This window comes from Burkholderia sp. MSMB1835 (assembly GCF_001526365.1).
GTDB lineage: Bacteria > Pseudomonadota > Gammaproteobacteria > Burkholderiales > Burkholderiaceae > Burkholderia.
Map to the genome: position 1 here is coordinate 21,302 of NZ_LOYP01000044.1, position 25,704 is coordinate 47,005.

General features: G+C 68.3%; 17 protein-coding genes. 11 read left to right on the forward strand and 6 right to left on the reverse strand.

Features of this window, described 5'->3' with window-relative positions:
* The first annotated feature begins 5 nt into the window (after positions 1–5).
* Positions 6–764 carry a DeoR/GlpR family DNA-binding transcription regulator gene (locus tag WS96_RS19855; protein ID WP_006491117.1) on the forward strand — a complete coding sequence of 253 codons (759 nt, stop codon included), beginning with the start codon at positions 6–8 and terminating at the stop codon, positions 762–764.
* Between the two features lie 105 nt (positions 765–869).
* A complete protein-coding gene (locus WS96_RS19860) occupies positions 870–2,651 on the forward strand; it encodes a phospholipase D-like domain-containing protein (protein WP_059834769.1) in 1,782 nt (593 codons plus the stop codon).
* A gap of 66 nt (positions 2,652–2,717) precedes the next feature.
* Here the strand turns inward: WS96_RS19860 and WS96_RS19865 are convergent, their stop codons facing one another.
* The 3 genes from WS96_RS19865 to WS96_RS19875 form a co-directional block, all read right to left on the reverse strand.
* Positions 2,718–3,392: a TetR family transcriptional regulator gene (locus tag WS96_RS19865; protein ID WP_034204121.1), complete on the reverse strand. Its 675-nt coding sequence runs from the start codon at positions 3,390–3,392 to the stop codon at positions 2,718–2,720.
* Positions 3,393–3,497: 105 nt separating this feature from the next.
* Positions 3,498–4,766 (reverse strand): NAD(P)/FAD-dependent oxidoreductase, encoded by a 1,269-nt coding sequence (locus WS96_RS19870; RefSeq protein WP_059834770.1) that lies wholly within the window; start codon positions 4,764–4,766, stop codon positions 3,498–3,500.
* Positions 4,767–4,901: 135 nt separating this feature from the next.
* A complete protein-coding gene (locus tag WS96_RS19875) occupies positions 4,902–6,482 on the reverse strand; it encodes an amino acid permease (protein ID WP_059834772.1) in 1,581 nt (526 codons plus the stop codon).
* A 633-nt stretch (positions 6,483–7,115) separates the two neighbouring features.
* Between WS96_RS19875 and amaB the strand changes: the two genes are divergently transcribed.
* Positions 7,116–8,627: an L-piperidine-6-carboxylate dehydrogenase gene (gene amaB, locus WS96_RS19880; RefSeq protein WP_059834774.1), complete on the forward strand. Its 1,512-nt coding sequence runs from the start codon at positions 7,116–7,118 to the stop codon at positions 8,625–8,627.
* A 139-nt stretch (positions 8,628–8,766) separates the two neighbouring features.
* Here the strand turns inward: amaB and WS96_RS19885 are convergent, their stop codons facing one another.
* Positions 8,767–11,229: a DUF3772 domain-containing protein gene (locus WS96_RS19885; protein ID WP_059834776.1), complete on the reverse strand. Its 2,463-nt coding sequence runs from the start codon at positions 11,227–11,229 to the stop codon at positions 8,767–8,769.
* A gap of 448 nt (positions 11,230–11,677) precedes the next feature.
* On the opposite strand from WS96_RS19885, the gene WS96_RS19890 reads away from it, so the two are divergent.
* The 4 genes from WS96_RS19890 to WS96_RS19910 all read left to right on the forward strand — a co-directional run bounded on the left by WS96_RS19890 (position 11,678) and on the right by WS96_RS19910 (position 17,132).
* Positions 11,678–13,096: an MFS transporter gene (locus tag WS96_RS19890; protein WP_059834778.1), complete on the forward strand. Its 1,419-nt coding sequence runs from the start codon at positions 11,678–11,680 to the stop codon at positions 13,094–13,096.
* A gap of 392 nt (positions 13,097–13,488) precedes the next feature.
* A complete protein-coding gene (locus WS96_RS19900) occupies positions 13,489–14,796 on the forward strand; it encodes a hypothetical protein (RefSeq protein WP_082720308.1) in 1,308 nt (435 codons plus the stop codon).
* A gap of 160 nt (positions 14,797–14,956) precedes the next feature.
* Entirely contained in the window at positions 14,957–16,069 is a 1,113-nt protein-coding gene (locus WS96_RS19905; protein ID WP_006491111.1) for a porin, read from the forward strand.
* Positions 16,070–16,079: 10 nt separating this feature from the next.
* Positions 16,080–17,132: a nucleoside hydrolase gene (locus tag WS96_RS19910; protein ID WP_059834784.1), complete on the forward strand. Its 1,053-nt coding sequence runs from the start codon at positions 16,080–16,082 to the stop codon at positions 17,130–17,132.
* A gap of 30 nt (positions 17,133–17,162) precedes the next feature.
* Here WS96_RS19910 and WS96_RS19915 read toward each other — a convergent pair whose 3' ends face one another.
* A complete protein-coding gene (locus WS96_RS19915) occupies positions 17,163–18,071 on the reverse strand; it encodes a LysR family transcriptional regulator (protein ID WP_059834786.1) in 909 nt (302 codons plus the stop codon).
* A 94-nt stretch (positions 18,072–18,165) separates the two neighbouring features.
* Between WS96_RS19915 and WS96_RS19920 the strand changes: the two genes are divergently transcribed.
* The 4 genes from WS96_RS19920 (at position 18,166) to WS96_RS19935 (ending at position 23,426) form a co-directional block, all read left to right on the forward strand.
* Complete coding sequence (locus WS96_RS19920) at positions 18,166–19,515, forward strand: NCS2 family permease (protein ID WP_059834788.1); 1,350 nt, start codon at positions 18,166–18,168, stop codon at positions 19,513–19,515.
* A gap of 45 nt (positions 19,516–19,560) precedes the next feature.
* Positions 19,561–20,661: an adenosine deaminase gene (add, locus tag WS96_RS19925; RefSeq protein ID WP_059834790.1), complete on the forward strand. Its 1,101-nt coding sequence runs from the start codon at positions 19,561–19,563 to the stop codon at positions 20,659–20,661.
* 375 nt (positions 20,662–21,036) lie between these two features.
* Positions 21,037–21,459, forward strand: a complete 423-nt coding sequence (locus tag WS96_RS19930; RefSeq protein WP_059834792.1) for a hypothetical protein — start codon at positions 21,037–21,039, stop codon at positions 21,457–21,459.
* An 80-nt stretch (positions 21,460–21,539) separates the two neighbouring features.
* Positions 21,540–23,426 carry a WG repeat-containing protein gene (locus WS96_RS19935; RefSeq protein WP_059834794.1) on the forward strand — a complete coding sequence of 629 codons (1,887 nt, stop codon included), beginning with the start codon at positions 21,540–21,542 and terminating at the stop codon, positions 23,424–23,426.
* Between the two features lie 20 nt (positions 23,427–23,446).
* Here the strand turns inward: WS96_RS19935 and WS96_RS19940 are convergent, their stop codons facing one another.
* On the reverse strand, positions 23,447–25,675 hold the full coding sequence (locus tag WS96_RS19940; RefSeq protein WP_059834796.1) for a penicillin-binding protein 1A: 2,229 nt from the start codon (positions 25,673–25,675) through the stop codon (positions 23,447–23,449).
* Positions 25,676–25,704: the final 29 nt, after the last annotated feature.

Here is a 25,704-nt window from a genome sequence, read left to right on the forward strand (position 1 = left end):
ACGCGATGCTGGCGGAACAACGTCATCAATACATTCTGTCGGAGCTCGGACGGTCGGGCGCGTTGTCGGTCGCGGAACTCGTGCGCTCGCTCGACGTCTCGCGCGAAACCGTGCGGCGCGACCTGAACGCGCTGGCCGCGCGCGGCCTGCTCGTGATGACGCATGGCGGCGCGCTGGCCGCGGATCGCCGCGAGCCGAGCCTGTCCGAGCGCGAAGCCGCGAACGCCGACGCGAAGCGCACGATCGGGCGGCGCGCGGCCGAATTCGTGCCCGACGATGCCTCGGTGCTGATCGATTCGGGCAGCACGCCGCATGCGGTCGCGCTGGCGCTCGCCGACCGGCACCGGCTGTCGATCTACACGAACGACTGGCGCACCGCGTTCGTGCTCGCGCGGCGCAACGGCAACCGCGTGACGCTGCTCGGCGGCGAGCTGTCCGACGACGAGGATGCCACGTTCGGTCTCGACACGATCCACCAGCTCGCGCAATACCACGTCGATTTCGCGTTCGTCGGCGCCGGCGGCATCACGCCCGACGGCGAGTGCACCGACTACTCCCGGCTCGCGGCCGAAGTGCGCAGCCGGATGATCGCGGCGGCGGGCACGGCGATCATCGTCGCCGACCATTCGAAATTCGGCCGCGTGACGCCGGTGCGGATCAACGGCGCGGCCGCCGCCCGCTATCTGGTGACCGAGCGCGCGCCCGACAAGGCCGTGCGGCGCGCGCTGACGGCGCGCGGGATCGAGCTGCTCGTGTGCGACTGACGCGCGTCCGACATACAAGGTTCATCGAACGGTCATCGTCCGGGAAGAACCGTCGTCAAGACTGACCCATTCATCTCGACCGGCCGCCGGGCCAGGGAGCAACGAATGACCGTCAGCGTGCGCAGCTATCTTTCCCCCACCCTGGTCCTGCTGGCTTTCGACTGGCCCGATGCGGCGTCGCGGTCCGATTTCCTCGGCTTCGCGATCCGGCGCACGCCCGGCTTCTGGTCGGCCGACGGCAAGACGCGTGCGCCGGACAGCTGGCTGCCCAATCGCCTGACGTTCGACGGCCCGGCCGCCGACACGCAGGGCGATGCGCCGACCGATCAGGCGCCGATTCAGAAATTCATGTGGTGGGACGCGCGCATCGATCCGCAGGACCGCGGTGCGTCGTTCCGCTACGACGTCTATCCGGTCGTCGGCACGCCGGCGAACCTGCAGGTGCTCGACGCGCAAGCCGGCGTGTGCGACGTCGTGCTGCCCGCGCACATCGAGGACGGCATCGGCACGTGGTTCAACCGCGCGGTGGTCAGCTCGCAGGCGTTCGCGAAGCAGGTCGCGGCGCTGGGCCTCGCGCCGAACGAGGCGCCGAGCGCCGCGCAGGCGCTGAAGCTGCGCACGTGGCTCGCGAACGACATGGAACAGGTGTTCGCGGAGATGCTCGATCCAGCGTCGCGCGCGGTATCGGCCGTCTATCACCTGACCGACACGCTGTGGGCGCTGCCCGCGTTCGAGGCGTTCGGCCGCCGGCACGGCGAAGCGTCGCTCGCGATCGTCTACGACGCGCATACGACGGCGCGCAAGGGCAAGCCGCCGCTGCCGTCGCCGAACCAGCCGGCCGTCGATGCGCTGCAGGGCCTTGCGACGCTCGCGCCGCGCGACCGGACGCACATCATGCACGACAAGTTCATCGTGACCGATGCGCCGTCCAGCGCGGCGCCCGCGCGCGTGCTGACCGGTTCCGCGAACTTCACGACCGAGGGGCTGACCGAGCAGGCCAACGTGCTGCACGCGTTCGATTCGCCCGCGCTCGCCGCGCTGTACAACGAGCGCGCCCACGCGCTGGCCGGGAATCCGTCGATTGCGGAGACCGCGCGGCTGTCGCCGGGCTGGTCGGCGCCGATGACGATCGGCAGCGCGCAGGTACGCGTCGCCTACTCGCCGGAGCCGTCGGGGCAGCGTACCGAGATCGATACGATCGTCGCCGCGATCGCGGCCGCGAAGCATTCGGTGTCGTTCTGCCTGTTCATGCCGACCGACGCGGCGCTGCGCGATGCGTGTTTCGCGGCCGGCGACCGCGGGTTGATGATGTTCGGCCTCGTGAACCGGATCAACGCGGGCGGCGCGACGAAGGCCGATGCCGCGCAGCAGGGCGGCCAGCCGCTCGATGCGGCGACGCTCGCGAACCTCGAGCTGTACCACCGCAGCCGCGACAACCATGACGTGATCGACGCGTCGTATTTTTCGCCGGCAACGGTGCCGCAAGGCTTCGAGCCGGAGCTGCGGCTCTTCCCGGGCGAGCCGGCGCCGGCCTTTCCGCCCGTCGTGATCCATCACAAGTTCATCGTGATCGATGCGGAAGGCGCGAATCCGGTCGTCTATACGGGCTCGGCGAACATGAGCCGCAATTCCGAGCAGTACAACGACGAGAACCTGCTCGAGATCCGCGACAAGCGGATCGCGGCGATCTATCTCGCGGAATTCCTGCGGCTTTACGAGCACTACCGCGCACGCGCATTGGCGATCAATGCGAAGCAGCGGGGTACGGGCGCGCATGCGCGGCTCGCGCTCGCGCCCGATTCGAGCTGGGCGAAGAAGTATTACGTGGCGGGCAGCCCCGAACAGAAGGCGCGGATCGCGCTGGCGTCGACCGCGCCGACGGACTGATGCGCTGAAACGTTGCAGGGCCAGGGGCTGCGGCCGGGGCGCGCCCCGGCCGGCTGCCGGCGCCGCTTACGCGGCGACGTAGCGGAGCACCGCGTCGGCGATCGTGTCGCGATGCCGCGCGCGCAGGCGCGGCGCCGACGGATCGCGGCCGAACGCGGCGCCGAACGTGTAGCGGTTCGACACGCGATGGAAGCAGAACGAGCTGATCAGCAGGTGCAGGTCGAACGCGTCGATGTCCTTGCGGAACGCGCCGCTGGCCGCGCCGCGCTCGAGCAGTTCCTCGAGCGTCTTGATGATGCTGACGTTGCGGTTCTTGAACGACTTGAGCTGTTCGACATATTTCGCGCCGTGGATGTTCTCGATCGACACGAGACGGACGAAATCGCGATGCTTGTCGTGATAGTCGAACGTGAACTCGACGAGACGGCGCATGCCTTCGCGCGGCTCCATGTCGCCGACGTGCAGTTCCTGCTCGAGTGCGCGGATGTCGCCGTACACCTTCTCCAGCACGGCCTCGTACAGGCCTTCCTTGCTTTCGAAGTAGTAGTAGAGCATCCGCTTCGTCGTGTTCGTCCGCTCCGCGATCGCGTCGACGCGCGCACCGGCGAGGCCCATCGCGGAGAATTCCTGCGTGGCGACATCGAGGATGTTGCGCTTGGTTTGCTCGGGATCGTATTTACGCCGCGCATCGGACGCAAGCGCGCGGGTGTCGGACGTGGCGGCCTTGCTTCCTGCTTTCATGTGACTTTGTTGTGGTTCGCGGCGGCTTGGAAAAGGCATTCTAGCATGTGGGAAATGGCCGCCCGGCCGACCTTCCGCTCTAATCGGCAAGGCCGTCGCGGGCGCTCAGCGGCGGCAGGAGGCGAGCGCATCGCGGGCCTGGTACGCCGTATACGTGAGTTGCGCGGCGGCGAGGCCGGCCAGGCCGAACGTGCGCGTGAGCCCGAACGCGGCGAAGCCGTCCGGCACCGGCCGGCCTTCGGCCAGCGCGGCGGCGAGCGTCTCGCCGGCCACCGTGGTCGGCGCCATCCCGTGGCCGCCGAAAGCGATCGCGTGCCACACGCCGTCCGCGTCGCGGCCGATCTGCGGCATCTTGTGCCGTGCGTAGCTCATCAACCCGCCCCATGCATAGTCGACCTTCACGCCGTCCAGTTGCGGATACACGCGCAGCAGGTCGCGCCGCAGCAGGCGCGCGATCGCGTCGGGGCCGCGGTCGAGCACGGAGATCCGGCCGCCCCACAGGATCCGCGTGTCCTTCAGCGGACGGTAGTAGTCGAACGCGAAACGCGTGTCGTAGATCGCGTACGGCGCGTCGATCGCGTCGGGCAGGCGCGTGCCGAGCGGTTCGGTCGCGATCACGTAGGTCGCGATCGGCAGCACCGCGCGCTCGATGCGCGGCGACACGCCGCGCGCGTAGCCGCCGCCGGCGAACACGACGTCCTTTGCGCGCACCGCGCCCTGCGCCGTGCGCACGACGTACCCGGCGCCGTCGCGCGCGATGCCCAGCGCGGCCGAACGCTCGTACACGCGCGCACCGCCGCGCGACGCGGCCGCCGCGACGCCGAGCACGTACTTGAGCGGGTGAAAGTGGAACGCGTTCGGCTCGAACAGGCCGCCGTAATAGCGCTGCGTCTTCAGCCGCTCGCGCAGCGCGCCGGTCGGGACGGGTTCCCACTCGACGCCGAGTTCGTTTTTCATCAGCGTGCGCACACCGTCGAGCCGCGACGGATCGTCGAACCAGTTCGCGAGCATCACGCCCTCGTCGACGATGTCGCAGTCGATCCCGTAGCGGGCGATGCGCGCACGGATCAGGTCGACCGCGTCGACGGTGAGCCGGTACAGCCGGCGCCCTTCGTCGCGGCCGAGCGTGCGCAGCAGGTCGGCGTTGTCGAGGCTGTAGCCGCCGAACACGAAGCCGCCGTTGCGGCCCGACGCGCCGAAGCCGACCCGTTCGCTGTCGAGCACGACGACGTCGCGCACGCCGCGCTCGACGAGGCCGAGCGCCGTGCACAGGCCGGCGAGGCCGCCGCCGACGATGCAGACCTGCGTATCGATCGGGCCGGTCAATTGCGGGTAGGGCTGGCGGGTAACGGTGGCTTCGTAGAAGTTCTGCATGCGTTTTCGGTGATTCGTGACGGCGGAAAAACGGACGGCGCGCGTCGATCTTGCCTGAACGCGCGCGCCGCGTCGAATGGGGTTTTCAGCGCAGCGGCCGCCGAGGTCGGGCGGTCGCCGGCGCGTTGCCGGGCGTCAGGCGCCCGGCGTCGGGTTGACCGGCCGGGCGACGTAGGCCGGGTAGCCGGCATCGGCCTTTTCGGTGGCGTCGGGCGTCGCGTTGCGGTCGATCCACGGCGCGATTTCCATGTCCTCGTAGCGCACCAGCCGGCATTTCCGCACCAGCGCGTAGCCGAGCCAGATCGCGAGGAAGAACGGCAGGCCGATGTAGGTCGCGGCGACGCCCGTCCAGTCGATCTTGTCGGCGAGGAACGCGTGGTAGTCCTGGCCGAGCGCGACGACCGCGCACAGGGCGAACGCGAACAGCGGGCCGAACGGGAACCACTTCGACCGATACGGCAACTGGTCGAGCCGGTAGCCCTGCTTCAGGAAGCCCTTGCGGAACCGGTAGTGGCTGACCGCGATGCCGAGCCACGTGATGAAGCCGGCCATGCCCGACGTGTTCAGCAGCCACAGGTAGACGGTCTTGTCGCCGTACAGCGACGTGAGGAAGCACAGCGCGCCGACAGCGGTGGTCGCATACAGCGCATTGCGCGGCACGCCGCCGGGCGACAGCTTCGCAAACAGTTTCGGCGCGCGCCCTTCGACCGCGAGGTTGTAGAGCATCCGCGTCGACGCATACATGCCCGAGTTGCCGGCCGACAGCACGGCCGTCAGGATCACCGCGTTCATCACGCCGGCCGCGAACGCGAGGCCCGCGTGGCGGAACACCAGCGTGAACGGGCTCACGCCGATGTCGGTCACGTCGCTCTTCAGCAGGCTCGGATCGGTGTACGGAATCAGCACGCCGATCACGAAGATCGCGAACACGTAGAACAGCAGGATGCGCCAGAAGATCTGGCGCACCGCGCGCGGAATCGTCGTGCGCGGGTTTTCCGATTCGCCGGCCGCGATGCCGATCATTTCGGTGCCCTGGAACGAGAAGCCCGCGATCATCGCGACGCCGAGCATCGTCGCCCAGCCGCCGACGAACGGCGCGTCGCCGATCGTGAAGTTGCCCCAGCCGGCGCTCGGGCCGCCCTGCATGATCCCGAAGATCATCAGCAGACCGACGCCGACGAACGCGAGCACCGTCAGCACCTTGACCAACGCGAACCAGTATTCGGCTTCGCCGAAGCCGCGCACCGACAGCGCGTTGAGCGCGAAGATCAGCGTGAGGAACAGCGCGCTCCACCAGACGCCCGGCACGTGCGGGAACCAGTAGTTCATCACGAGCTGCGCGGCGACGAGCTCCACCGCCAGCGTCACGGCCCAGCTGTACCAGTAGTTCCAGCCGAGCGCGAAGCCGAAGCCTTCGTCGACGAACTTCGCGCCGTAGGTCGCGAACGAGCCCGACACCGGCATGAACGCGGCCATTTCGCCGAGGCTCGTCATCAGGAAATAGACCATCAGGCCGATCACCATGTACGCGAGCATCGCGCCGCCGGGGCCGGCCTGCGAGATCGACGCGCCAGACGCGACGAACAGCCCCGTGCCGATCGAGCCGCCGATCGCGATCATCCGTAGATGGCGGGCCTGCAATGCGCGGTGGAGGGACGGCTTCGCGGGCGGCGAGCCGGACGGGCGGGACGAATCGGGGCGGGCATCTGAATGCATGGCGGGCGCTGGGCGCTGTCTCCGGGATTGTTTTTCGGTGACGAAGCGCGACGCGTGGCCGGCCGCGGCCGGGTAGCGGTGATGCGGTGCGAGACGGGCCCGCTGAGCCGGGCCGTGGTGCGTGTCGCCTTCGTCGGTCGTCCGGCTGCCGTGGTGACGGCCGGCGGCGCGCCGGGTGCGTTGCACCTCGACGTCGCACCGATTGTGTGTGCCCGGTGCATCGGCGGCAAACGATATTTCCGAACAGGGTGATGCGAGATGATCATCAACTTGTGTCGTGCCGCGACGCATCCGAGCGCCCGGTTGCGGGCTTGGGAAACGTCCCATATCGGTACCGAAACAGGCCTGGCGAGCCGGCTTACTTCTTGCGTTTTTGGAATGAAGTCGTGAGTTAATATCAATAGCGGCCCGACTTGTGGCCATCGACAATGCGTTTCATGGATCGTGCCTCGCGAGGCTGGGGCGCGCCGTCCGGCCCGGCTTTCCGGCGACGGCGCAGCGCGATGCGCCGGATGGCGCACCGGGCCCGTTGCGCGGCGCATCCGCTTGCACAAGGCGCTCGAACGCGCTCCAATCGAATCACGCGGGCGGCGCTGCCGCCGCACCGATCAATCTGTCCCTGAAGAGGAAGTGATGCAATTCAACGACATTCTTGCCGCGCTCGACATCGATCTCGCCCAGTGGAAAGGCAACGCGCTGACCGCGCGTTCGCCGCTCGACGGCGCGACGCTCGCGACGCTGGCCGTCGATTCGCCCGCCGACGCCGAGCGCAAGATCGACGCCGCGCACGACGCATTCCTCAAGTGGCGCACGGTGCCGGCGCCGGTGCGCGGCGAGCTCGTGCGCGTGTTCGGCAACGTGCTGCGCGAGCACAAGGCCGAGCTCGGCCGCCTCGTCACGCTCGAAGCCGGCAAGATCACGTCGGAAGGCCTCGGCGAAGTGCAGGAAATGATCGACATCTGCGATTTCGCGGTCGGCCTGTCGCGCCAGCTTTACGGCCTCACGATCGCGTCCGAGCGTCCGGGCCACCGGATGATGGAAACGTGGCACCCGATCGGCGTGTGCGGCGTGATCTCGGCGTTCAACTTCCCGGTCGCGGTGTGGGCGTGGAATGCGGCGCTCGCGTTCGTGTGCGGCGATTCGGTCGTGTGGAAGCCGTCCGAGAAGACGCCGCTCACCGCGATCGCTTGCCACGTGCTGCTTCAGAAGGCGCTGCGCGAGTTCGAGAAGACGCATCCGGGCGTCGCGCCGGCGGAGCTGAGCCAACTGGTGCTGGGCATGCGCGATGTCGGCGAGGTGCTGACGGCGTCGAAGAAGGTGCCGGTCGTCAGCGCGACGGGCAGCGTGCGGATGGGCCAGGAAGTCGCGAAGGTGCTGAGCCAGCGTCTCGCACGCGGCATCCTCGAGCTCGGCGGCAACAACGGGATGATCGTCGCGCCGAGCGCGGATCTCGACCTCGTCGTGCGCGCGGTCACGTTCGCGGCGGTCGGCACGGCGGGCCAGCGCTGCACGACGCTGCGCCGGCTGATCGTGCATCGCAGCCTCGTCGAGCAACTGCTGCCGCGCATCGAGAAGGCGTATGCGTCGGTGAAGGTCGGCAATCCGCTCGAGGAAGGCACGCTGGTCGGCCCGCTCGTCGATCGTGCGTCGTTCGACGCGATGCAGAAGGCGCTGGCCGATGCGCGCGAGCAGGGCGGCGAAGTGAAGGGCGGCGAGCGCGTGGACGTCGGTCACGCGGATGCGTACTACGTGCGTCCGGCCATCGTGCGGATGCCGAAGCAATCGGCGGTGGTCGAGCGCGAGACGTTCGCGCCGATTCTGTACGTGATGGTCTACGACGATTTCGACGACGCGATTGCCGTGCATAACGCGGTACCGCAGGGGCTGTCGTCGGCGATCTTTACCAACGACATGCGTGAAGCCGAGCAGTTCATGTCGGCGGCCGGCAGCGACTGCGGGATCGTCAACGTGAACATCGGTACGAGCGGCGCGGAAATCGGCGGCGCGTTCGGCGGCGAGAAGGAAACGGGCGGCGGGCGCGAATCGGGTTCGGATGCGTGGAAGGCTTATATGCGTCGCGCGACGAATACGATCAATTACAGCCGGCAATTGCCGTTGGCGCAGGGGGTGAAGTTCGACGTATAAGTGCGGGCGCCCGGCTTGGGCGCTTCGACGGTCGAATGAAATGGGCCGGTTGCCGTGGAAGCGGTAACCGGCCCATTTCGTTTACTGCGTGGCGCGCGGTGCGCCGATCGATCGCGAGCGTACCCGCTCGATGGCTCACTTACGATTCGTGCCGCGTCGAACCATCCGCCGCCGGCATGTTCTGCACGACCAACATCTGCGGGCTCGACAACGTAATCCCCGCCGCCCGCAACTGCTTGAGGATCTCGAACAGCAGATCGCTTTTCGTCGAACTCGCGATCCGCGGGCTCGACACGTAACCCGTCACGCTCAGCGTGATCCCGTCCGGCGTGAGCTGGCTGAACGTCACCGACGGCGCCGGCTTCTCGAGAATCGCCTGGTGCTCGCGATACGCATCGAGCAGCAGGTCGCGCACCTGCTCGGGATCGGTGTTCAGCGGGAACGTCAGCACCAGCGTCGCGACGCCCTGCGTGCTGTTGCCCATCGTCACGTTGCGCACGTTCTGCGAGATCAGTTGCGAGTTCGGCACGATCACGGTCGAGCGGTCGCTCAGCTGGATCTCGGTCGCGCGCACGTTGATGCGGCGAATATCGCCCTCGACGCCCGCGATGCTGACCATGTCGCCTACCTTCACCGGGCGCTCGGTCAGCAGGATCAGCCCCGACACGAAGTTCTTAACGATTTCCTGCAGGCCGAAGCCGATCCCTACCGACAACGCGCTGACGATCCACGCGAGATTGTTCCACCTGACGCCGAGCAGCCCGAGCGTCATCAGCACGAGCAACACGTAGCCGACGTTGGTGAACAGCGTGATCAGCGACACGCGCATGCCCGTATCCATGCCGAGCGCGGGCATGAACTCGCCGTCGAGCCAGCGGCGCAGCGAGCGCAGCAGGTACAAGCCGATCGCGAAGCCGATCACGGCGTTCATGATCCGGTCGGGCATGATGTTCAGGCTCTGCAGCTGCTGGCTGCCGATCATCGCGACCGCGCTGTCGAGCAGGTCGCTCGGCGTGGTGCCGAAGCCGCCGGTCAGCAGCGCGATCGCCGCGATCAGCATCAGCAGGCTCGTGCCGAAGCCGGACAGGACCGTACGCGCCTGGTCGAGGTGGCGGTCTTCGAGCGCGAACAGATGCTTGATCTGCTGGCCCGACGACAGGCTCGACGAGAACAGGCTTTCGCTCGCGTCGCGCGTCAACTGAATCAGGATGTAGGTCGCGCACAGCACGATCTCGAACCACACGAGCTCGTACGTGATGAAGCGCGCGACCGTGATGTAACCGATCAGGAGTGCGATCAATGAAGCGACGATCGCGAGCGTGACGCCGGCATGGATCAGGCCGGCGAGCGTCGAGCGTTGCTCGGGTGCCTCGCCTGCCGCCGCGAGTGCGCTGCGCGCGCGGTTCGCGCGCAACAGCGATGCGCCGACCGTCAGCGCGACGACGAGCGATACGATGCCGCGGCCGAGCAGCGTGACCGACAGGCTGGTATCGACGATCCGGTTGATCGATTCGAGCGTGCCCGACACCAGCAGCAGCGCGGCCAGGATGCTGGGGAACGGCTTCATCGCGAGCGCGACCGGGTCGGCGAGCGCAGGCAGTCGCCACGACGGATGCTTCGTGCAGAGCAGGGCGCGGCCGAGCCCGGCGATCAACGCGCAGGTTGCGGCGAGTTTCGCGAACTGGTCCCACAGATCGGTCAGCGACGGCGTGAGTTCGTAGTGGCGCGCGACGGCGAGGTAGAAAATCTGAATCGCGATGGCCGTCGCGAGGAAGGTCGACAGCGCGGTCGACAGCGCGAGCGCACTGCGGCGCAAGCGGGTGGGCGGCAGACGGTTCAGCGCGATCCATGCGAGCCCGCGCTCGATGAGCCGGCGGCCGCCGAGCCATGCGGCGAATGCGGCGATCAGCAGCAGCGTGGTGATCGCCCGTTGCCCGGGGACCCACGACGAATGCAGCATGTCGAACAGTTCGCCGTTGAAATCATCGAGCCGCTGGCGATCGTCCGGCGCCAGGTGGAACAGCGGCAGCCAGAACTGCGCGCTGAAGATGCTGCCCGAACGGAACGCGAGCTGGTTCTTCAGCAGGCTGCGGTGCAGCTTCGCGAACTGCTCGGTCAGGTTCGCGAGGCTCGCCTTCTGGTCGGCGGCCTGCTTCAGCGCGGCATCGATCTGCGTCTTGCGCGCGTCGAGCGCGGCCCGCTGCTTCGCGACGGCTGGCGTTTCCGGTGCGGCGCCGTCGGCCGGCGGCGGGCCCAGCACGTCGAGTTGCGCCTGGACCTGCGCGCGTTGCGGCGTGAGATCGCTCTGCAGTTTCGCGACATCGGTGCTCAGTTCCTGCGCCGAATCGTCGAGCGCGTCCAGCTCCTTGCTGTTGGACGTGGTCGAGGTCTGCTGCTTGATGCGGTCCAGCTCCGCCTGCATCTGTTTGAGCTGGGCGACGGCGTCGGGCAGCGAGATGGCCGGCACGGATGCGCCGACGCCGCTCGCGACGGGAGCGGAAGCGGCGGCCGGGAATGCCGACGCGGTCGCGATGGCCGCGAACTGCAGCAGCGCGATCAGCGCGATCCGGCGGGCGTACGTGGATAGTCGTTGTATGGACATGGAATGCTTACGATTTTCCGACAATGCCGGTTGCCGAAAGGCAGCCGGAAGCCGGTAGTTGGCCCGCTAGCATGTTACCGGGGCGCGGAACGCGTGGTTGTACCGATTGCGTCTTGTCGTCCGCGGCGATTTCAGCGGCGCGCGCCCGCGCGACACGGCGCGGCAGCCCCATTATTACCGGCCTGCGGGGCCGGCGCGTGCGGCCGATGGCACCGGAACGCCACGCGGACGCGCCTTTCGTCCCCGACACACGGTTACGGAAGTTACACATTATTTGACGGGAAAATGGGGCATCGGATTGCTTCGGTGCCTGCAAGGCCTCCGGCCTGCTGGCTTGCCCATGCGTCAAACGGGCGTGCCGGTACAATGCAGCGATTCGCCCGGCGGCGGTTCGGCGGTCCGCCGGACGGCGACGCACGACACGACACGATCAGGAGACGCGCCCAAGATGGCCTCAACGGACAGCCTTTCCCAGGCACCTGCCCAATCCCCCTCCATCGACCCCGGCTCCATCTCGGCCCGCCTCGACCGCCTGCCGCCGACGCGCAGCGTCTGGAAGCTCGTCGTGCTGCTGAGCCTCGGCTTCTTCTTCGAACTCTACGACCTGCTGTACAGCGGCTACATCGCGCCGGGCCTCGTGAAAGGCGGCATCCTTTCCGCGACCACGCACGGCCTGTTCGGCACCACCGGCGTCGCGAGCTTCATCGCCGCGCTATTTTCCGGGCTCTTCATCGGCACGATCGCGTGCGGCTTTCTCGCCGACCGCTTCGGCCGCCGCGCGATCTTCACGTGGTCGCTGCTGTGGTACACGGCCGCGAACATCGTGATGGCGTTCCAGGACACCGCGGCGGGGCTGAACTTCTGGCGCTTCGTCGTCGGTCTCGGCCTCGGCGTCGAGATGGTGACGATCGGCACGTACATCTCCGAACTCGTGCCGAAGCAGATTCGCGGTCGCGCGTTCGCGTGCGAGCAGGCGGTGGGGTTCGTCGCGGTGCCGGTGGTCGCGTTCCTCGCTTACCTGCTCGTGCCGCACGCGCCGCTCGGCCTCGACGGCTGGCGCTGGGTCGTGCTGATCGGCGCGCATGGCGCGCTGTTCGTGTGGTGGATTCGCCGCGAACTGCCGGAAAGCCCGCGCTGGCTCGCGCAGCAAGGCCGGGTCGACGAAGCCGACCGCATCATGCGCGCGCTCGAGGCGAAGGTCGAAGCCGAATACGGGCGGCCGCTGCCGCCGCCGGCACCGGCCGAACCCGTCCCGCCGCGCGGCAGCTTCCGCGACATGTGGGTGCCGCCGTATCGCAGCCGCACGATCATGATGACGATCTTCAACGTGTTCCAGACGGTCGGCTTCTACGGGTTCGCGAACTGGGTGCCGACGCTGCTGATCAAGCAGGGCATCACGATCACGTCGAGCCTGATGTATTCGAGCGTGATCGCGCTCGCGGCGCCGATCGGCCCGCTGATCGGCCTCGTGATCGCCGACCGCTTCGAGCGCAAGTCGGTGATCGTCGCGATGGCGGCGGCGATCGTCGTCTGCGGGCTGCTGTTCAGCCAGACGACGGTGGGCGCCTTCCTGATCGTGCTCGGCATCGGTCTCACTCTGGCGAGCAACATCATGTCGTACAGCTTCCACGCGTACCAGGCCGAGTTGTTCCCGACGTCGATTCGCGCGCGGGCCGTCGGCTTCGTCTATTCGTGGAGCCGCTTCTCGGCGATCTTCTCGTCGTTCGTGATCGCGGCCGTGCTGCGCGGTTTCGGCACGTTCGGCGTGTTCGCGTTCATCGCGGGCGCGATGGTGATCGTGATGGCGGCAATCGGATGGATGGGGCCGCGCACGAAGGGCATCGCGCTCGAAACCATCTCGAAGTAGCGGGCAGGTGCGCACGCGTGCCGCACGGTTCGTTGCGGCATGCGTGCGATGCGGTCCAACGTTTCCGGTTCGGGCTATCCGGTCGACAAGTTGCTTCGTCGTGCGAATCAACCGGGAAGCGCAATCGAACCGGCTCGAGCGCGCACGCGTTCGGCCGCGGGCGAAACGTCAACACACGAGCCTGCCACGCACCGACGACACGAGCGGCAACGAGTTGAAACAAAGCGTGACGAAGCGCAATGACACCGTGAAATCGCGATTTGCATCGCAGCCGATTCGCGTATGGACGAGTAAAATGAAGGGCCTGACGACTCATTAGCCGCCATCGGAGCGCCCGCGTTGCATCAGCGAACGGCTCCGCCGCGAAGAGGCGTCGGCGCCGGGCGCACGCGATGCGCCGGACGTGTCGATGGCTTGCGCGGAAGATGCGCCGTTCGCAACAGCACGCTGCGGCGGCCGGATCGGCCGATGGCTTCGAACGTATGATTCTTGCCCACCTGGCGCGGCAATTTGCGAAGTGGCGTTGCCGTCACCGCGCAGTCGCCGCATATGTGTGGCTCGCTGCGGCGGTGTCGATTTCCGTTCTCGCCGAACAGCCTGCCTTTGCCGCGCCCGACGCGCCGTCGTCGGCCGTGCAATCGTCATCCGGTGCGTCGCCTGCATCGGCGGCCTCTCCCACGCATCCCGCTTCGTCCGCGCAGGCAGCGTCGGGCGCATCGGCCGCCGCGCCGACATCCGCCGCGTCACAAGCGAATCACGTGAATCACGCGGAACCCGCGAGCGCGGCATCGGGTGCGTCGGCTGCTTCCGCTGCGTCGGCCACCGCGCCTGCATCGGCTGCCTCCGGCACGCCTGCCAGCGAGGCCGAGCCGCCTCCGCCCACTCCGCCGCGCCGGCATCCGCCGCTGTCGGCCGAGGAAGCGCAGAACGCGACGACGCGCGCGCTCGACATGCGCAAGCGTTTCACGCAGGAAGTCACGCGACGCCTGACCGTGCCGGCGAGCGAGCAGCGCGCGTATGGCGAGCGGCTCCAGAAAGCGCTCGCCGATGCGGATCTCGGCGATCTCGCCGGCGAATACGTCGCGATGGTCGACCGCGCGCCGAACGTGCAGGCGCTGTTCATCTATTTCCGCGCGACGCCGGCCAATGCATGGCTGATGATCGGCGCATCGCCGGTCGGCACCGGCTTGCCGGGCCAGTACGACCATTTCCTGACGCCGCTCGGCGTGTTCCATCACTCGCCGGACACGATGGATTTCCGCGCGGAAGGGACGACGAACGAGAACGGCATTCGCGGCTACGGCCGCCGCGACATGCGCATCTACGACTTCGGCTGGGTGGACGGCGAGCGCGGCTGGGGCAAGGGCGGCGTGTCGCCGATGCGCTTCCAGATGCATGCGACCGATCCCGACCGGCTCGAGGCGCTGCTCGGCATCCGGCACTCGAAGGGTTGCGTGCGGATTCCCGCGTCGCTGAACACGTTCCTCGACCGGCACGGCCTGCTCGACGACGATTACCAGGCGCGTGTCGAGGCCGGCAAGTCGCTGTGGGTGCTGCGTCGCGATCGCGACATCACGCCGATCGCGGGCCGCTATCTGGTCGTGATCGACAGCGCCCGCAAGACCCGCCCGGCGTGGTCGCCGATGCCGGGGCGCGGCGCATGGTCGAAGCTGCCGAAGGGCGGCGACACGGCAGACTGAGCGCCGGCGCGCCGAACGCGGGCGCGCGAGGATGAGAATAAATCCGTTTTATCGAGATATAAAGAAAGCAAACTTTTATTATCCGATCCGGGTTCGTATAGTCGAGGCCAGTTTCGCGGAACCCTGCCGCGCCTGGACCACCACCGACCACACGACCCGCATGAAAACTCTCTACAAGCTCGCTCCGCTCGCGATGCTCGGCGCCTTCGCGACCCATGCCTGTGCGCAAAGCAGCATCACGCTGTACGGTCTCATCTCGGCCGGTGTCGGGTTCGCGACGAACCAGGGCGGCAAGAACGCGTGGCAGGCGCTGTCCGGCACGAACCAGAACCCGCGCTGGGGGCTGAAGGGCAAGGAGGATCTCGGGCAAGGGCTGTCCGCGGTCTTCCAGCTCGAGAACGGCTTCAACGTGATGACGGGCACGGCCGCGCAGAACGGCCGCGAGTTCGGGCGCATGGCGTACGTCGGCCTGGCCGACCGCACTTACGGCTCGCTGACCTTCGGTCGCCAGTACGACGCGATCCACGACTACATCGGGCCCGTGATCATCGCGAGCAACGGCGTGAACATCGGCGACAACGACAACGGCTACAACGACATTCGCGTGCAGCACTCGGTGAAGTACGTGAGCCCCGTCTACTACGGGCTGAAGTTCACCGCGCTGTACGGCTTCAGCAATGCGACCGGTTTCGCGAACAACAGCGCGTACAGCTTCGGGCTGGGCTATGAACGTGGCCCGCTGCGCTGGAGCGCGGTCTATGCGCAGTACAACCATCCTTACAGCGCGACGAACCAGGACGGCGCGATCGCGAACGACTACGCGTCGCCGCTGCTGATCTTCAGCAAGAGCGCGATGACGCCCGCCGCGTATGCGAGCCGGCAGCGGATCGCGGGCACGGGCGGCTTCTACACGATCGGCCGCGCGCAGTTCGCCGCGATGTTCACCGACGTGCGCTACGATTACCTCGACAATTCGCACCTGCACCTGCAGAACCTCGGCGTGAACGTCGTCTACACGATGACGCCGCAGCTCTTTCTGGGCGCCGCGTATGCGTTCACGAACGGCAAGTACGACGTGATCGACAAGCGTCCGAAATGGCATCAGGTGAACCTGCAGGCCGATTACTTCCTGTCCAAACGCACCGACGTCGCGCTGACGGTGATCGCGCAGCAGGCGGCCGGCGACGCCGATCATGCGCAGATCTTCGCGTATGCGCGTTCGACCGGCACGCGCCAGATGATGGCGACGCTCGGCGTCCGGCACGTCTTCTGAGTACCCGACCATGAGCCATCCGATCCCATCCCGCCGCACCTTCCTGAAACTGTCCGCCGCGCTGGCCGGCACCGCGCTGTTGCCCGAAACGGGCGCATTCGCGGCCGGCGACGCTGCCGCGCGGCGCACGGTGATCATCGATACCGATCCGGGGCAGGACGACGCCATCGCGATCCTGTTCGCGCTCGGCGCGCAGGATCGGCTCGACGTGCGCGCGCTGACGGCCGTGGCGGGCAACGTACCGCTCGACCTGACCGAACGCAATGCGCGGATCGTCCGCGACTGGGCCGGCCGCACGACGACGCTGCCGGTGTATGCAGGCTGCCCGCGCCCGCTCGTGCGCGAGCTCGTGACCGCCGCGAACGTGCATGGCAAGACGGGGCTCGAAGGCGTCGAACTGCACGCGCCGCGCGCGCCGCTCGCCGCCGGCCACGCGGTGTCGTACCTCGTCGATACGCTCGGCCGTGCGGCGCCGAACAGCGTGACGCTGTGCGCGCTCGGCCCGCTGACGAACATCGCGACCGCGCTGGTCGAGGCGCCGCAGATTCGCGCCGCGCTGCGCGACATCGTGCTGATGGGCGGCGCGTTCTTCGAGCGCGGCAACATCACGCCGGCCGCCGAGTTCAACATCTACGTCGATCCGCAGGCGGCCGACGTCGTGTTCGGCAGCGGCGTGCCGATCGTCGTGCTGCCGCGCGACGTCGCGGTGAAGGCGCCGATCACGCCGGCGCGCGTCGCGCCGTTGCGCGCGCTCGGCAACCGCTGCGGCGCGATCGTCGCGGACATCATGGAGGCGGAGCTCGCGTACAACAAGAAGCGGCGCGGGATCGACGACGCGCCGATGTACGACCCGACGGCCGTCGGTTATCTCGTCGATCCGACGCTGTTCGGCGGACGCAAGGTGAACGTGGTGGTCGAGACGACCGGGCAGTGGACGCTCGGCGAGACGATCGTCGACTGGAACGGGCGCAGCAGCCGCGCGGCGAACGCGACGTGGATCAACGAGGTCGACGCGGACCGCTTCTACGCGACGCTCGTCGAGCGCATCGCGAAGCTGCCCTGAACACGGGCGGCAAGCGCGGCGAACGCGGCATCAGATGTGCTTCGCGATCCACTCGCGGCACGCGCGCACGTGCGGGCCGCGATCGTCGGCGGCGAGCGAGATCAGCGAGATCGCACGCGTGACGCGCGGCTTGTCGACGCGTAGTGCGACGAGTTCGGGATCGTGCAGATGCATCGTGTAGAGGCTCGGCAGCACGGCGGTGGCGAGGCCGTTGCGCGCGAGCGCGTAGAGCGGCTCGGTGTATTCCATCCGGTACGCGACGTTCAGGCGCAGCTTCCCGGCGCCGCCGGTGCGATGCAGCGATTCGCTGACGCTGCCGCGCACGAACACCGCGAGTTCGCGATCGACGAGCTTCGCCCACGTGACGCTCTTCGCGCGGGCGAGCGGATCGTCGTGCCGCACGACGATCACGATCTCGTCCTCGAACAGTTGCCGGTAGCGCAACGTGCCGTCGTCGCCGTCCGGTTCACGCACGCCGATGCCGAGATCCGCGACGCCGTCGCGCACCGCTTCGACGAGCGCGCTGTTCGGCAAATCGGTGAGCGTGAAGCGCAGCGTCGGGTGCGTGCCGCGCAATGCGTTGAGCGCGGGCAGCAGGCGGCCCGCGGCCGACGGAATGAACGCGATGCGCACGGTCTGGATGCGTTCGCCGATGAGCCGCGTCATGTCGTCGAAGGTGCCGCGTGCCTGGTTGAGCAGGCGTTCGGCGAGCGGCAGCACGGCTTCGCCGGCCGTGGTCAGCGTGAGCCGGTGCGCGGTGCGTGCGAACAGGCGGCCGCCGAGCAGGAACTCGATCTGGCGGATCGACGCGGTGAGCGCCGGCTGCGTGAGCGACAGCGCCTGCGCGGCTCGAGTGAAGCTGCGGGCATGCGCAAGGACGACGAAGTGCTGGACCTGCCGCAGCGTGAGCGCGGGGAGCAGCGACGAGCGGTCGGACATCGGGCAATAACGGTCGGGATGCGGTACGCGGCAGTATAAGGCCGCGCTGCACGAACCGACACGGGACAATATTCGGAATCACGGGAGAACCACCATGTCAGCGACTGACACGATGCCGGCACGTGCGCCGGCCAACTGGCTCGAACGCCGCTTCGCGCTCGCCGCGCGCGGCACGAGCGTGCGCACCGAGACGATCGCGGGCGTCACGTCGTTTCTCGCGGCCGCGTACCTGCTCGTCGTGATCCCGTCGCTGCTTGCGACGGGCGGGATGGAGCGCGGCGCGGCGACGACCGCGACGATCGTCGTGTTCGTGCTGTTCACCACGCTGATGGGGCTGTACGCGAACCTGCCGTTCCTCGTCGGCCCCGGCATCGGCGGCTCGGTGATCATCGGCGTGACGCTCGCGACGACCGAGCACGTCGGCTGGCAGACGGGCCTCGGCATCGCGTGCGTGTCGGGCGTGCTGTTCTTCCTGCTGACGATCCTCGGCGCGCGCGGCGTCGTGGTGCGGCTGATTCCGGTGCAGATCAAGCTCGGCCTCGGCGCGTCGATCGGACTGTTCGTCACGATGCTCGGGCTGCGCAATGCGGGGATGGTCGTCGCGAACGCGAAGACCAACGCGTTCGCGCTCGGCGACTTCTCGCGGCCGGGCGCGCTCGTCGCGCTGATCGGCCTCGCGGTGGCGATCGTGCTGCAGGCGCGCAAGGTGCCCGGCGCGATCCTGATCGCGATCCTCGTCGCGGCCGCGGCCGGCGTACCGCTCGGCGTCACGCACCTGCCGGCGTCGTTCGTGTCGCTGCCGCACAGCATCGCGCCGATCGCGTTCAAGCTCGATATCGGCAGTGCGTTGAGCGTGGCCGCCGCGCCGTACCTGTTCGCGTTCTTCGCGGCGGAATTCTTCTCGACGCTCGGCACCGCGCTGGCGGTCGGCGCGAAGGCGAACCTGCTCGACGAACAGGGCAACCTGCCGAACATCAACCGGCCGTTCCTCGTCGATTCGCTCGCCGCGACGCTCGGGCCCGTGTTCGGCATTCCGGCGCTGACCGCGCTGATCGAATCGGCTGCAGGCGTGGAAGCCGGCGGCCGCAGCGGGCTGTCGTCGCTGGCCGCGGCCGTGCTGTTCGCCGCGATGTTGCTGTTCGTGCCGGTCGCGCTCGCGATCCCGAAGGAGGCGACCGCGCCGGCGCTGATCCTGATCGGGCTGTCGATGTTCGCGACGATCCGCCATACGCATTTCGACGACTTCACCGATGCGCTGCCCGTGATGTCGATGGTGCTGCTCACGCTGATGTCGAACAGCTTCGGCACCGGCATTGCCGGCGGGCTGCTGTGCTACGTGCTCGTCAAGCTGCTGGCCGGCCGCTGGCGCGACGTGTCGTGGGGGCTCGTCGTGCTCGCGATTCCGCTCGGCTATTACTTCTGGACCGTCGTGAAGCCGCACTGAGAGACGGCTTGCGCGACGCATCGCACTACCGAAAAAGAGACTGACATGAAGGGAACACCAGGCAACGTCCCGGCCGCGCGCACGGGCATCGAGATCACGCCGGCCCATCGGGCCTTCTTCCACGCGCTGCCGAAGGTCGAGCTGCATTGCCACCTGCTCGGCGCGGTGCGGCACGACACGTTCGTCGCGCTGGCCGAACGCAGCGGCGCGCCGATCGAGCGTGCGGAGATCGATGCGTTCTACGCGCGCGGCGAGAAGCCGGTCGGCGTGCTGCACGTGCTGCGCGCGCTCGACCGGTATCTGCTGACGCAACCCGACGATCTGCGGCGAATCGCATACGAATATCTGGAAGACGCGGCCGCGCACAACGTGCGGCACGCGGAGTTCTTCTGGAATCCGACGGGAACGGTGCGCGTGTCGGGCATCGCGTATGCGGACGCACAGGCCGCGATCGTGACCGCGATCCGCGATGCCGCGCGCGATTTTCGGATCGGCGCGCGCCTGATCCCGAGCATCGATCGCGAGCAGGACCCGGACGAAGCGGTTGCGATCGTCGAGTGGATGAAGGCGAATCGCGCGGACGAAGTCGCGGGGCTCGGCATCGACTATCGCGAGAACGACCGGCCGCCCGAGCTGTTCTGGAAGGCGTACCGCCATGCACGCGCGGCCGGTTTTCGCACGACCGCGCATGCGGGCGAGTTCGGGATGCCGTGGCGTAACGTCGAGACGGCCGTCGATCTGCTGCAGGTCGACCGTGTCGATCACGGCTATACGATCGTCGACAACCCCGAGCTGTGCGCGCGCTACGCGGAGCGCGGGATCGTGTTTACCGTCGTGCCGACGAATTCGTACTATCTGCGCACGTTGCCGCCGGAGCAATGGGCCGAACTGCATCCGATGCGCAAGATGCCGGGCCTCGGGTTGAAGATTCATCCGAACACGGACGATCCGACGTTGCACAAGGTCAATCCGAGCGAGGCGTGGGAACTGATGTTCAGTCATTTCGGCTTCACCGTGGCCGACTTGAAGCAGTTCATGCTGAACGGGATCGACGGCGCGTGGGTCGACGATGCAACGAAGGCCGCGTGGCGTGCCGCATGGGCGCCGGCGTTCGATGCACTGGCTGCAACGCTTGCGGCGCGCTGAGCGGGCCGCCGGCATCGCGCAACCCGGCATAGCGGGGCAGCGGGTTCGCGATTTCGGTTGTGCCCGACGTCATGCGGCGTTCGGCGTCGATCGACGACGAAGCGGGCGGTGATGCGTGCCAGGCCCGCTTCGTTCAGGTGGGCCAGGGAGCGCATGAGTCGGTCGGGCCCGATGTCTCGCATCCGTAGCGTCGTCGCTGCGCGCCGCGTGGCCGCAGTAGGCCCCCTTTCAGGCTGGCATACGCCGCTTGCGTTCGCTATATTGGCGTCCGGCGGCATCCGATCGCGATGCCGCCGCCGTGCGCGCCCGCGCCGGCATTCCAACAGCAATTCGAACCTGAGAGGCTCCGCCGTGCGCATTCCCGTTTTCTGTCTGATGTTGTTCGTTTCGCTGTCCGCGCGAGCCGGCAGTGCCTGCGATGGGCTGCTCGGCGATTACGCGCCGGCCGCCGGCAAGCCTGCGACCATGCGGGTCGAGAAGGTGGGGAGCGACATCGTGCTGCGTGCGCGCGATGGCGGCCGCTGGAGCGTCGATACGGCTCCGGCGCACGAGGCCGAACTCGATATGGACGGACCGGAGAAACCGCCTGCCGACGCGTGCGTGCTCGAGGTGCCGGGCGGCCAGCTCGTCAGGATGCCGATCGGTACGCCGTATCAGGTCACGTCCGTCACCGGCAACGGCTTCACGACGAAGCGTTCGACCACCGGCGTCCTGCTGCTGATGACGCAAGGCTTCCAGGTCGACGGCATCGAACTGTATCGGGTCGCGCGCAGCGGCGATTCGCCGTCGGCGCCGTGAGGGCGGTGGCCGCGCGCTGATGGCGAGCGGACCAGCAGGTTGCGGCACACGGCGACACAACAACGAGGCGACTCCTTCCGATGGGCAATCGAGCATGGCTGTATCTCCAGGCCGGTGACGGCGACGACGCGCGAACGATCCCGTTCGCGGAATCCAATAACCACTTCCCGCTGCTGTGGCGCGTGCTGCTTGCCGACGGCGGCGCAGGCAACGCGATTACCGATCAGCGCGTGTTCGGCGACGCCGGCACGCCTAACCTCGTGAGCGACGCCCGTGCCGCGCATGCGCGCGTCAGCCGGCTCGCATCGTTCGTCACCGCGTATCCGCTGCCGGGCGACGATCCGGCGCTGGCGCGCCAGTTCGATGCGCTCGTGCGTCATCTGGGCGAATCGATCGATGCGCTCGGCGACGCGCATGGCGCGCCGCGGCTGTCCGCGAACCTCGACGAACTGTCGTGGTTCGACGGGGGCGACCCGAACGACTACATCGCCGAAGAGCGCGATGCGTGCACGCGCCTGTGGTGGCGCGTCGCGAACTGCATGGACTTCCGCGACGTGCGCGGCGTGCGCGACGTGCTCGAGATCGACACGCCCGCCGACTGGCGCGACTGGGCATGGGGTTTCGGGTTCGGCGGTGTGTCGCACTACTACTTCTGGCGGCAGGAGCCGCCGCGCAGCGCGACCTACGACGATCTGTTCGGCGGCGGCGAACTGCATGGCGACTATCTTGGCGACGGCACGTTCAGCTTTCGCTCGCGCAACGGGCAGTGGGGCGTACGGCGCGAAACCGACGATGCATGGCGCGTGATCGTGCCGCCCGAATGGGCGAACCTGTGGGCGAGCGGCGCGCGTGACGACCGGTTGCTGTGGGCCGCGCGCGACGGCAAGGTCGGGCTGTTGCTGGCCGACGGCGACGGGGCGCGGATCGTGCGCGAACCGGCGTTCGACGCGGTGTGGGATTTCAGCGGCGACGTCGCCTGCGTGCGCGTGGGCGAGCGGTTCGGGCTCGTGCGCACGGATGGTGCGTGGGCGATCGAACCGACGCTCGACGATTTCGGCGACTTCACCGGCGGCGTTGCGTCCGCGAGTCTGGACGGCCGCTGGGGCTTCGTCGACACGCATGGCGCGTGGGTGATTCCGCCGCGTTTCGACGACGCGCACGAATTCGTGAACGGCGCCGTCGCGGCGGTGGCCGAAGGGGAGCAGTGGGGGCTGATCGGGCGCGACGGGCAATGGCGCGCGCAGCCCGAGTGGGCTGCGCTCGAGTGGTCGTCCGAGTGCGGCGCGTTCGTCGCGCGGCGCAACGGTCACGTCGGTCTCGTCGATGCGAAAGGCCGGGTGATCGTCGAACCGTGTTACGCGGAAGTGGCCCCGCTGACCGACGGCGACCGCGCGGAAATGTTCGACGAACTCGGTGCGATCCGCCATATCGTGCGGCGCGACGACGGGCGTTGCGCGATCGTCGACGGGCAGGGCCGCGTGCTGACGCCGTTCGACTTCGTCGACATGGGTGCGCTGTCGTGGTTGCCCGACGACGAAGCGGTGCCGGGCGAGCTGTTCACGCGTTACGCGATCGGCGTCCTGCCGGGCGAGCCGGTGCGACTGGCGATCTGCGATCTCGAGACGGGCGCGACGATCGCGCAGGGACGCTACGACGACGTGGCCGGGCTGTTCTGGGGCGCCGATCACGGCTGGCTGGCCTGCGTGCAGGATGACGACGGCAACGACGTGCGCGCGACGGTATTGCGCGCGGACGGCACCGTGCTCCATCCGGCGCATTACACGCGGCTCGGCGACGACACGCTGTTCGACGACGATGCCGCGCATGCGACGTCGATGCCGTGGTTCGTTCGCCGTGTCGAGATCGCGCAGCGCTGGAGCATGGACGAACCGGTCGCGGCACTGCGCGACGACGGCGTGCCCGTGTGGCTGTACGCGGACGGACACGCGACGACGACGCCCCGGTAGCCCGGCGCGTCGCCGGCACGTCAGCGGAAGAATCTCAGCCAGTCGAACAAACCCGAATGCTGCGCGCGCCGTTTCGGCGCCGGTGCGCTGCGCGGCCGGAAGTCCGGCGAGAACTGCACGTGCGGATCGATCGCATGCGCGCGCAGCGCCGCATCGTAGAACGATCCGACGATCGGCAGCGCGCTGTGCGCGCCCGCGCCCCAGTAGTCGCTGCGCAGCGTCACGCTGCCGTCGTCGAAGCCGACCCACGCGCCAGCCACCAGTTGCGGATGCATCAGGATGAACCAGCCGTCCGTGTTGTCCTGAGTCGTGCCGGTCTTGCCCGCGACGTCGATCCGAATTCCGTAGCGCGAGCGGATGTCGGCCCCGGTGCCGTAATCGACGACGCCGCGCATCGCGTCGACGAGCGTCTGCGCCGCGGCCACCGGTAACGCACGCTCGGGCGGCGCGCTGCCGAACGCGGCGAGCACCTTGCCGTCGCGATCCTCGATGCGCGTGATCATCTGCGGTGCGACGTACACGCCGCGGTTCGCGATCGTGCCGTACGCGGACACCATTTCCTTCAGCGTGACGGGGCTCGTGCCGAGCGCGAGCGACGGCACCGCGTCGAGCGGGCTGTCGCGCACGCCCATCGCACGCGCGAGCTGCGCGACCTTCGCGGCGCCTTCGTGCTGCATGACCTGCGCGGTGATGCGGTTGCGCGACAGCGCCAGCCCGTCGCGCAGCGTCATCGGCTCGCCGGTCGGCGGCTCCGCATCGGTCGGACGCCACACCGAGTGCGCGTCGATCGGGATCGCGACGGGACGGTCGACGAACGTATCGCCCGGCCGCATCCCGTCCGCGAACGCGGCGCCATAGACGAACGGCTTGAAGGTCGAACCCGGCTGGCGCCGCGCCTGCGCGACGTGATCGAACGGCGCGCTGCCGAAATCGGGGCTGCCGACCCATGCGCGGATCGCGCCGTTGCGCGGATCGATCGCGACGAAGCCGGCCTGTACCTGCGTCTTGCGCTCGCACAGCGCCCGCATGAATGCGCGATTCGCGCCGAGCTGCTTCAGCGCAATCTCGTCGGCGAGCCCGGTGTCGCGTGCCTGCCGATACTCGGGCGTCTGGCGCATGAAGCCGCGGAACAGATCGTTGCGCGGCCCGCAGCCGGACGGCCCGCGCCACGCGCCGTCGGCGATCGCCTGCAGCCGTTCGGTCTGCCGCGTCAGCGCCTGCGTGGCCATGTCCTGCAGTCGCGCATCGAGCGTCGTGCGCACGACGAGGCCGTCCGAGTAGAGATCGTGGTCGTTGCGGTCGGCCCACGCGATCAGCCACTTGCGCAGTTGCACCGCAAAATGCGGCGCGAGGCCCGGCTGCGCCGTCTGCGGCTCGAAGTCGACGCGCAGCGGCTGGCGCTGCAGTTTCGCGAGTTGCCGCGGCGACAGCATGCCCATCCGCGCCATCCGGCCGAGTACGATGTTGCGCCGCTGGACCGCGCGCTCCGGATTCAGCACCGGATTGTAGTAACTGTTGCCCTTCAACATCCCGACGAGCGTCGCGCTTTCCGCGATGTCGAGCTGGTCCGCCGACTTGCCGAAGTAGGTGCGCGCGGCCATTTCGACGCCGTATGCGTTGTACAGGAACGGTACGGTATTCAGGTAGGTTTCGAGAATCTCGTCCTTGCTGTACACCGATTCGATCTTGAACGCGGTGATCAGCTCCTTCATCTTGCGCGTGAGCGTCGGTGCGCGGCCGACTTCGTCGGGGTACAGGTTGCGTGCGAGCTGCTGCGTGATCGTCGAGCCGCCCTGGCGGCTGCCCGAGAACGTATGCAGCCCGGCCGCGAGCGTGCGGCGCCAGTCGATGCCGTGATGCGTGTAGAAGCGGTGATCCTCGGTCGCGATCAGCGCGTCGACCATGTGCGGCGAGATCTGCTTGAGCGGCACCCATTCGCGGTTCACGGACCGGAATTCGGCGATCAGCTGGCCGTCGGCCGACAGCACGCGCGCGGGGCGGTCGATGCGCGCCTTGCGGATGTCGCCGATGCTCGGCGTGAACGGAACGAACGCGAGCAGGACCAGCAGGCCCAGCACGGGGAGCGCGGCGAGCGTCAGCGCCACGCCGCGCCGGGTCGGATGGCGCAGGCGATGCAGCGCGCCGGCACACAGTGCGCGCACGCGCGTGCGGCACGCGGCGGCGAGCGGCGCGACACGGGCGCGGCAACGGAGCCACGCGTCTCGGAGATACGGCACGAAGCGATTCAAGGCGGCAGGGGCGCGGAACGAAGACGCGC

Excerpts from the sequence above, each read along its gene's own strand:
- WS96_RS19855 (WP_006491117.1), top strand. The coding sequence starts at position 6 with ATGCTGGCGGAACAACGTCATCAATACATTCTGTCGGAGCTCGGACGG.
- WS96_RS19875 (WP_059834772.1), bottom strand. The coding sequence starts at position 6,482 with ATGCATTCAGATGCCCGCCCCGATTCGTCCCGCCCGTCCGGCTCGCCG.
- WS96_RS19870 (WP_059834770.1), bottom strand. The coding sequence starts at position 4,766 with ATGCAGAACTTCTACGAAGCCACCGTTACCCGCCAGCCCTACCCGCAA.
- add (WP_059834790.1), top strand. The coding sequence starts at position 19,561 with ATGAAGGGAACACCAGGCAACGTCCCGGCCGCGCGCACGGGCATCGAG.
- WS96_RS19885 (WP_059834776.1), bottom strand. The coding sequence starts at position 11,229 with ATGTCCATACAACGACTATCCACGTACGCCCGCCGGATCGCGCTGATC.
- WS96_RS19915 (WP_059834786.1), bottom strand. The coding sequence starts at position 18,071 with ATGTCCGACCGCTCGTCGCTGCTCCCCGCGCTCACGCTGCGGCAGGTC.
- WS96_RS19920 (WP_059834788.1), top strand. The coding sequence starts at position 18,166 with ATGTCAGCGACTGACACGATGCCGGCACGTGCGCCGGCCAACTGGCTC.
- WS96_RS19890 (WP_059834778.1), top strand. The coding sequence starts at position 11,678 with ATGGCCTCAACGGACAGCCTTTCCCAGGCACCTGCCCAATCCCCCTCC.
- WS96_RS19935 (WP_059834794.1), top strand. The coding sequence starts at position 21,540 with ATGGGCAATCGAGCATGGCTGTATCTCCAGGCCGGTGACGGCGACGAC.
- WS96_RS19865 (WP_034204121.1), bottom strand. The coding sequence starts at position 3,392 with ATGAAAGCAGGAAGCAAGGCCGCCACGTCCGACACCCGCGCGCTTGCG.
- amaB (WP_059834774.1), top strand. The coding sequence starts at position 7,116 with ATGCAATTCAACGACATTCTTGCCGCGCTCGACATCGATCTCGCCCAG.
- WS96_RS19900 (WP_082720308.1), top strand. The coding sequence starts at position 13,489 with ATGCGCCGGACGTGTCGATGGCTTGCGCGGAAGATGCGCCGTTCGCAA.
- WS96_RS19860 (WP_059834769.1), top strand. The coding sequence starts at position 870 with ATGACCGTCAGCGTGCGCAGCTATCTTTCCCCCACCCTGGTCCTGCTG.
- WS96_RS19930 (WP_059834792.1), top strand. The coding sequence starts at position 21,037 with ATGTTGTTCGTTTCGCTGTCCGCGCGAGCCGGCAGTGCCTGCGATGGG.
- WS96_RS19910 (WP_059834784.1), top strand. The coding sequence starts at position 16,080 with ATGAGCCATCCGATCCCATCCCGCCGCACCTTCCTGAAACTGTCCGCC.
- WS96_RS19905 (WP_006491111.1), top strand. The coding sequence starts at position 14,957 with ATGAAAACTCTCTACAAGCTCGCTCCGCTCGCGATGCTCGGCGCCTTC.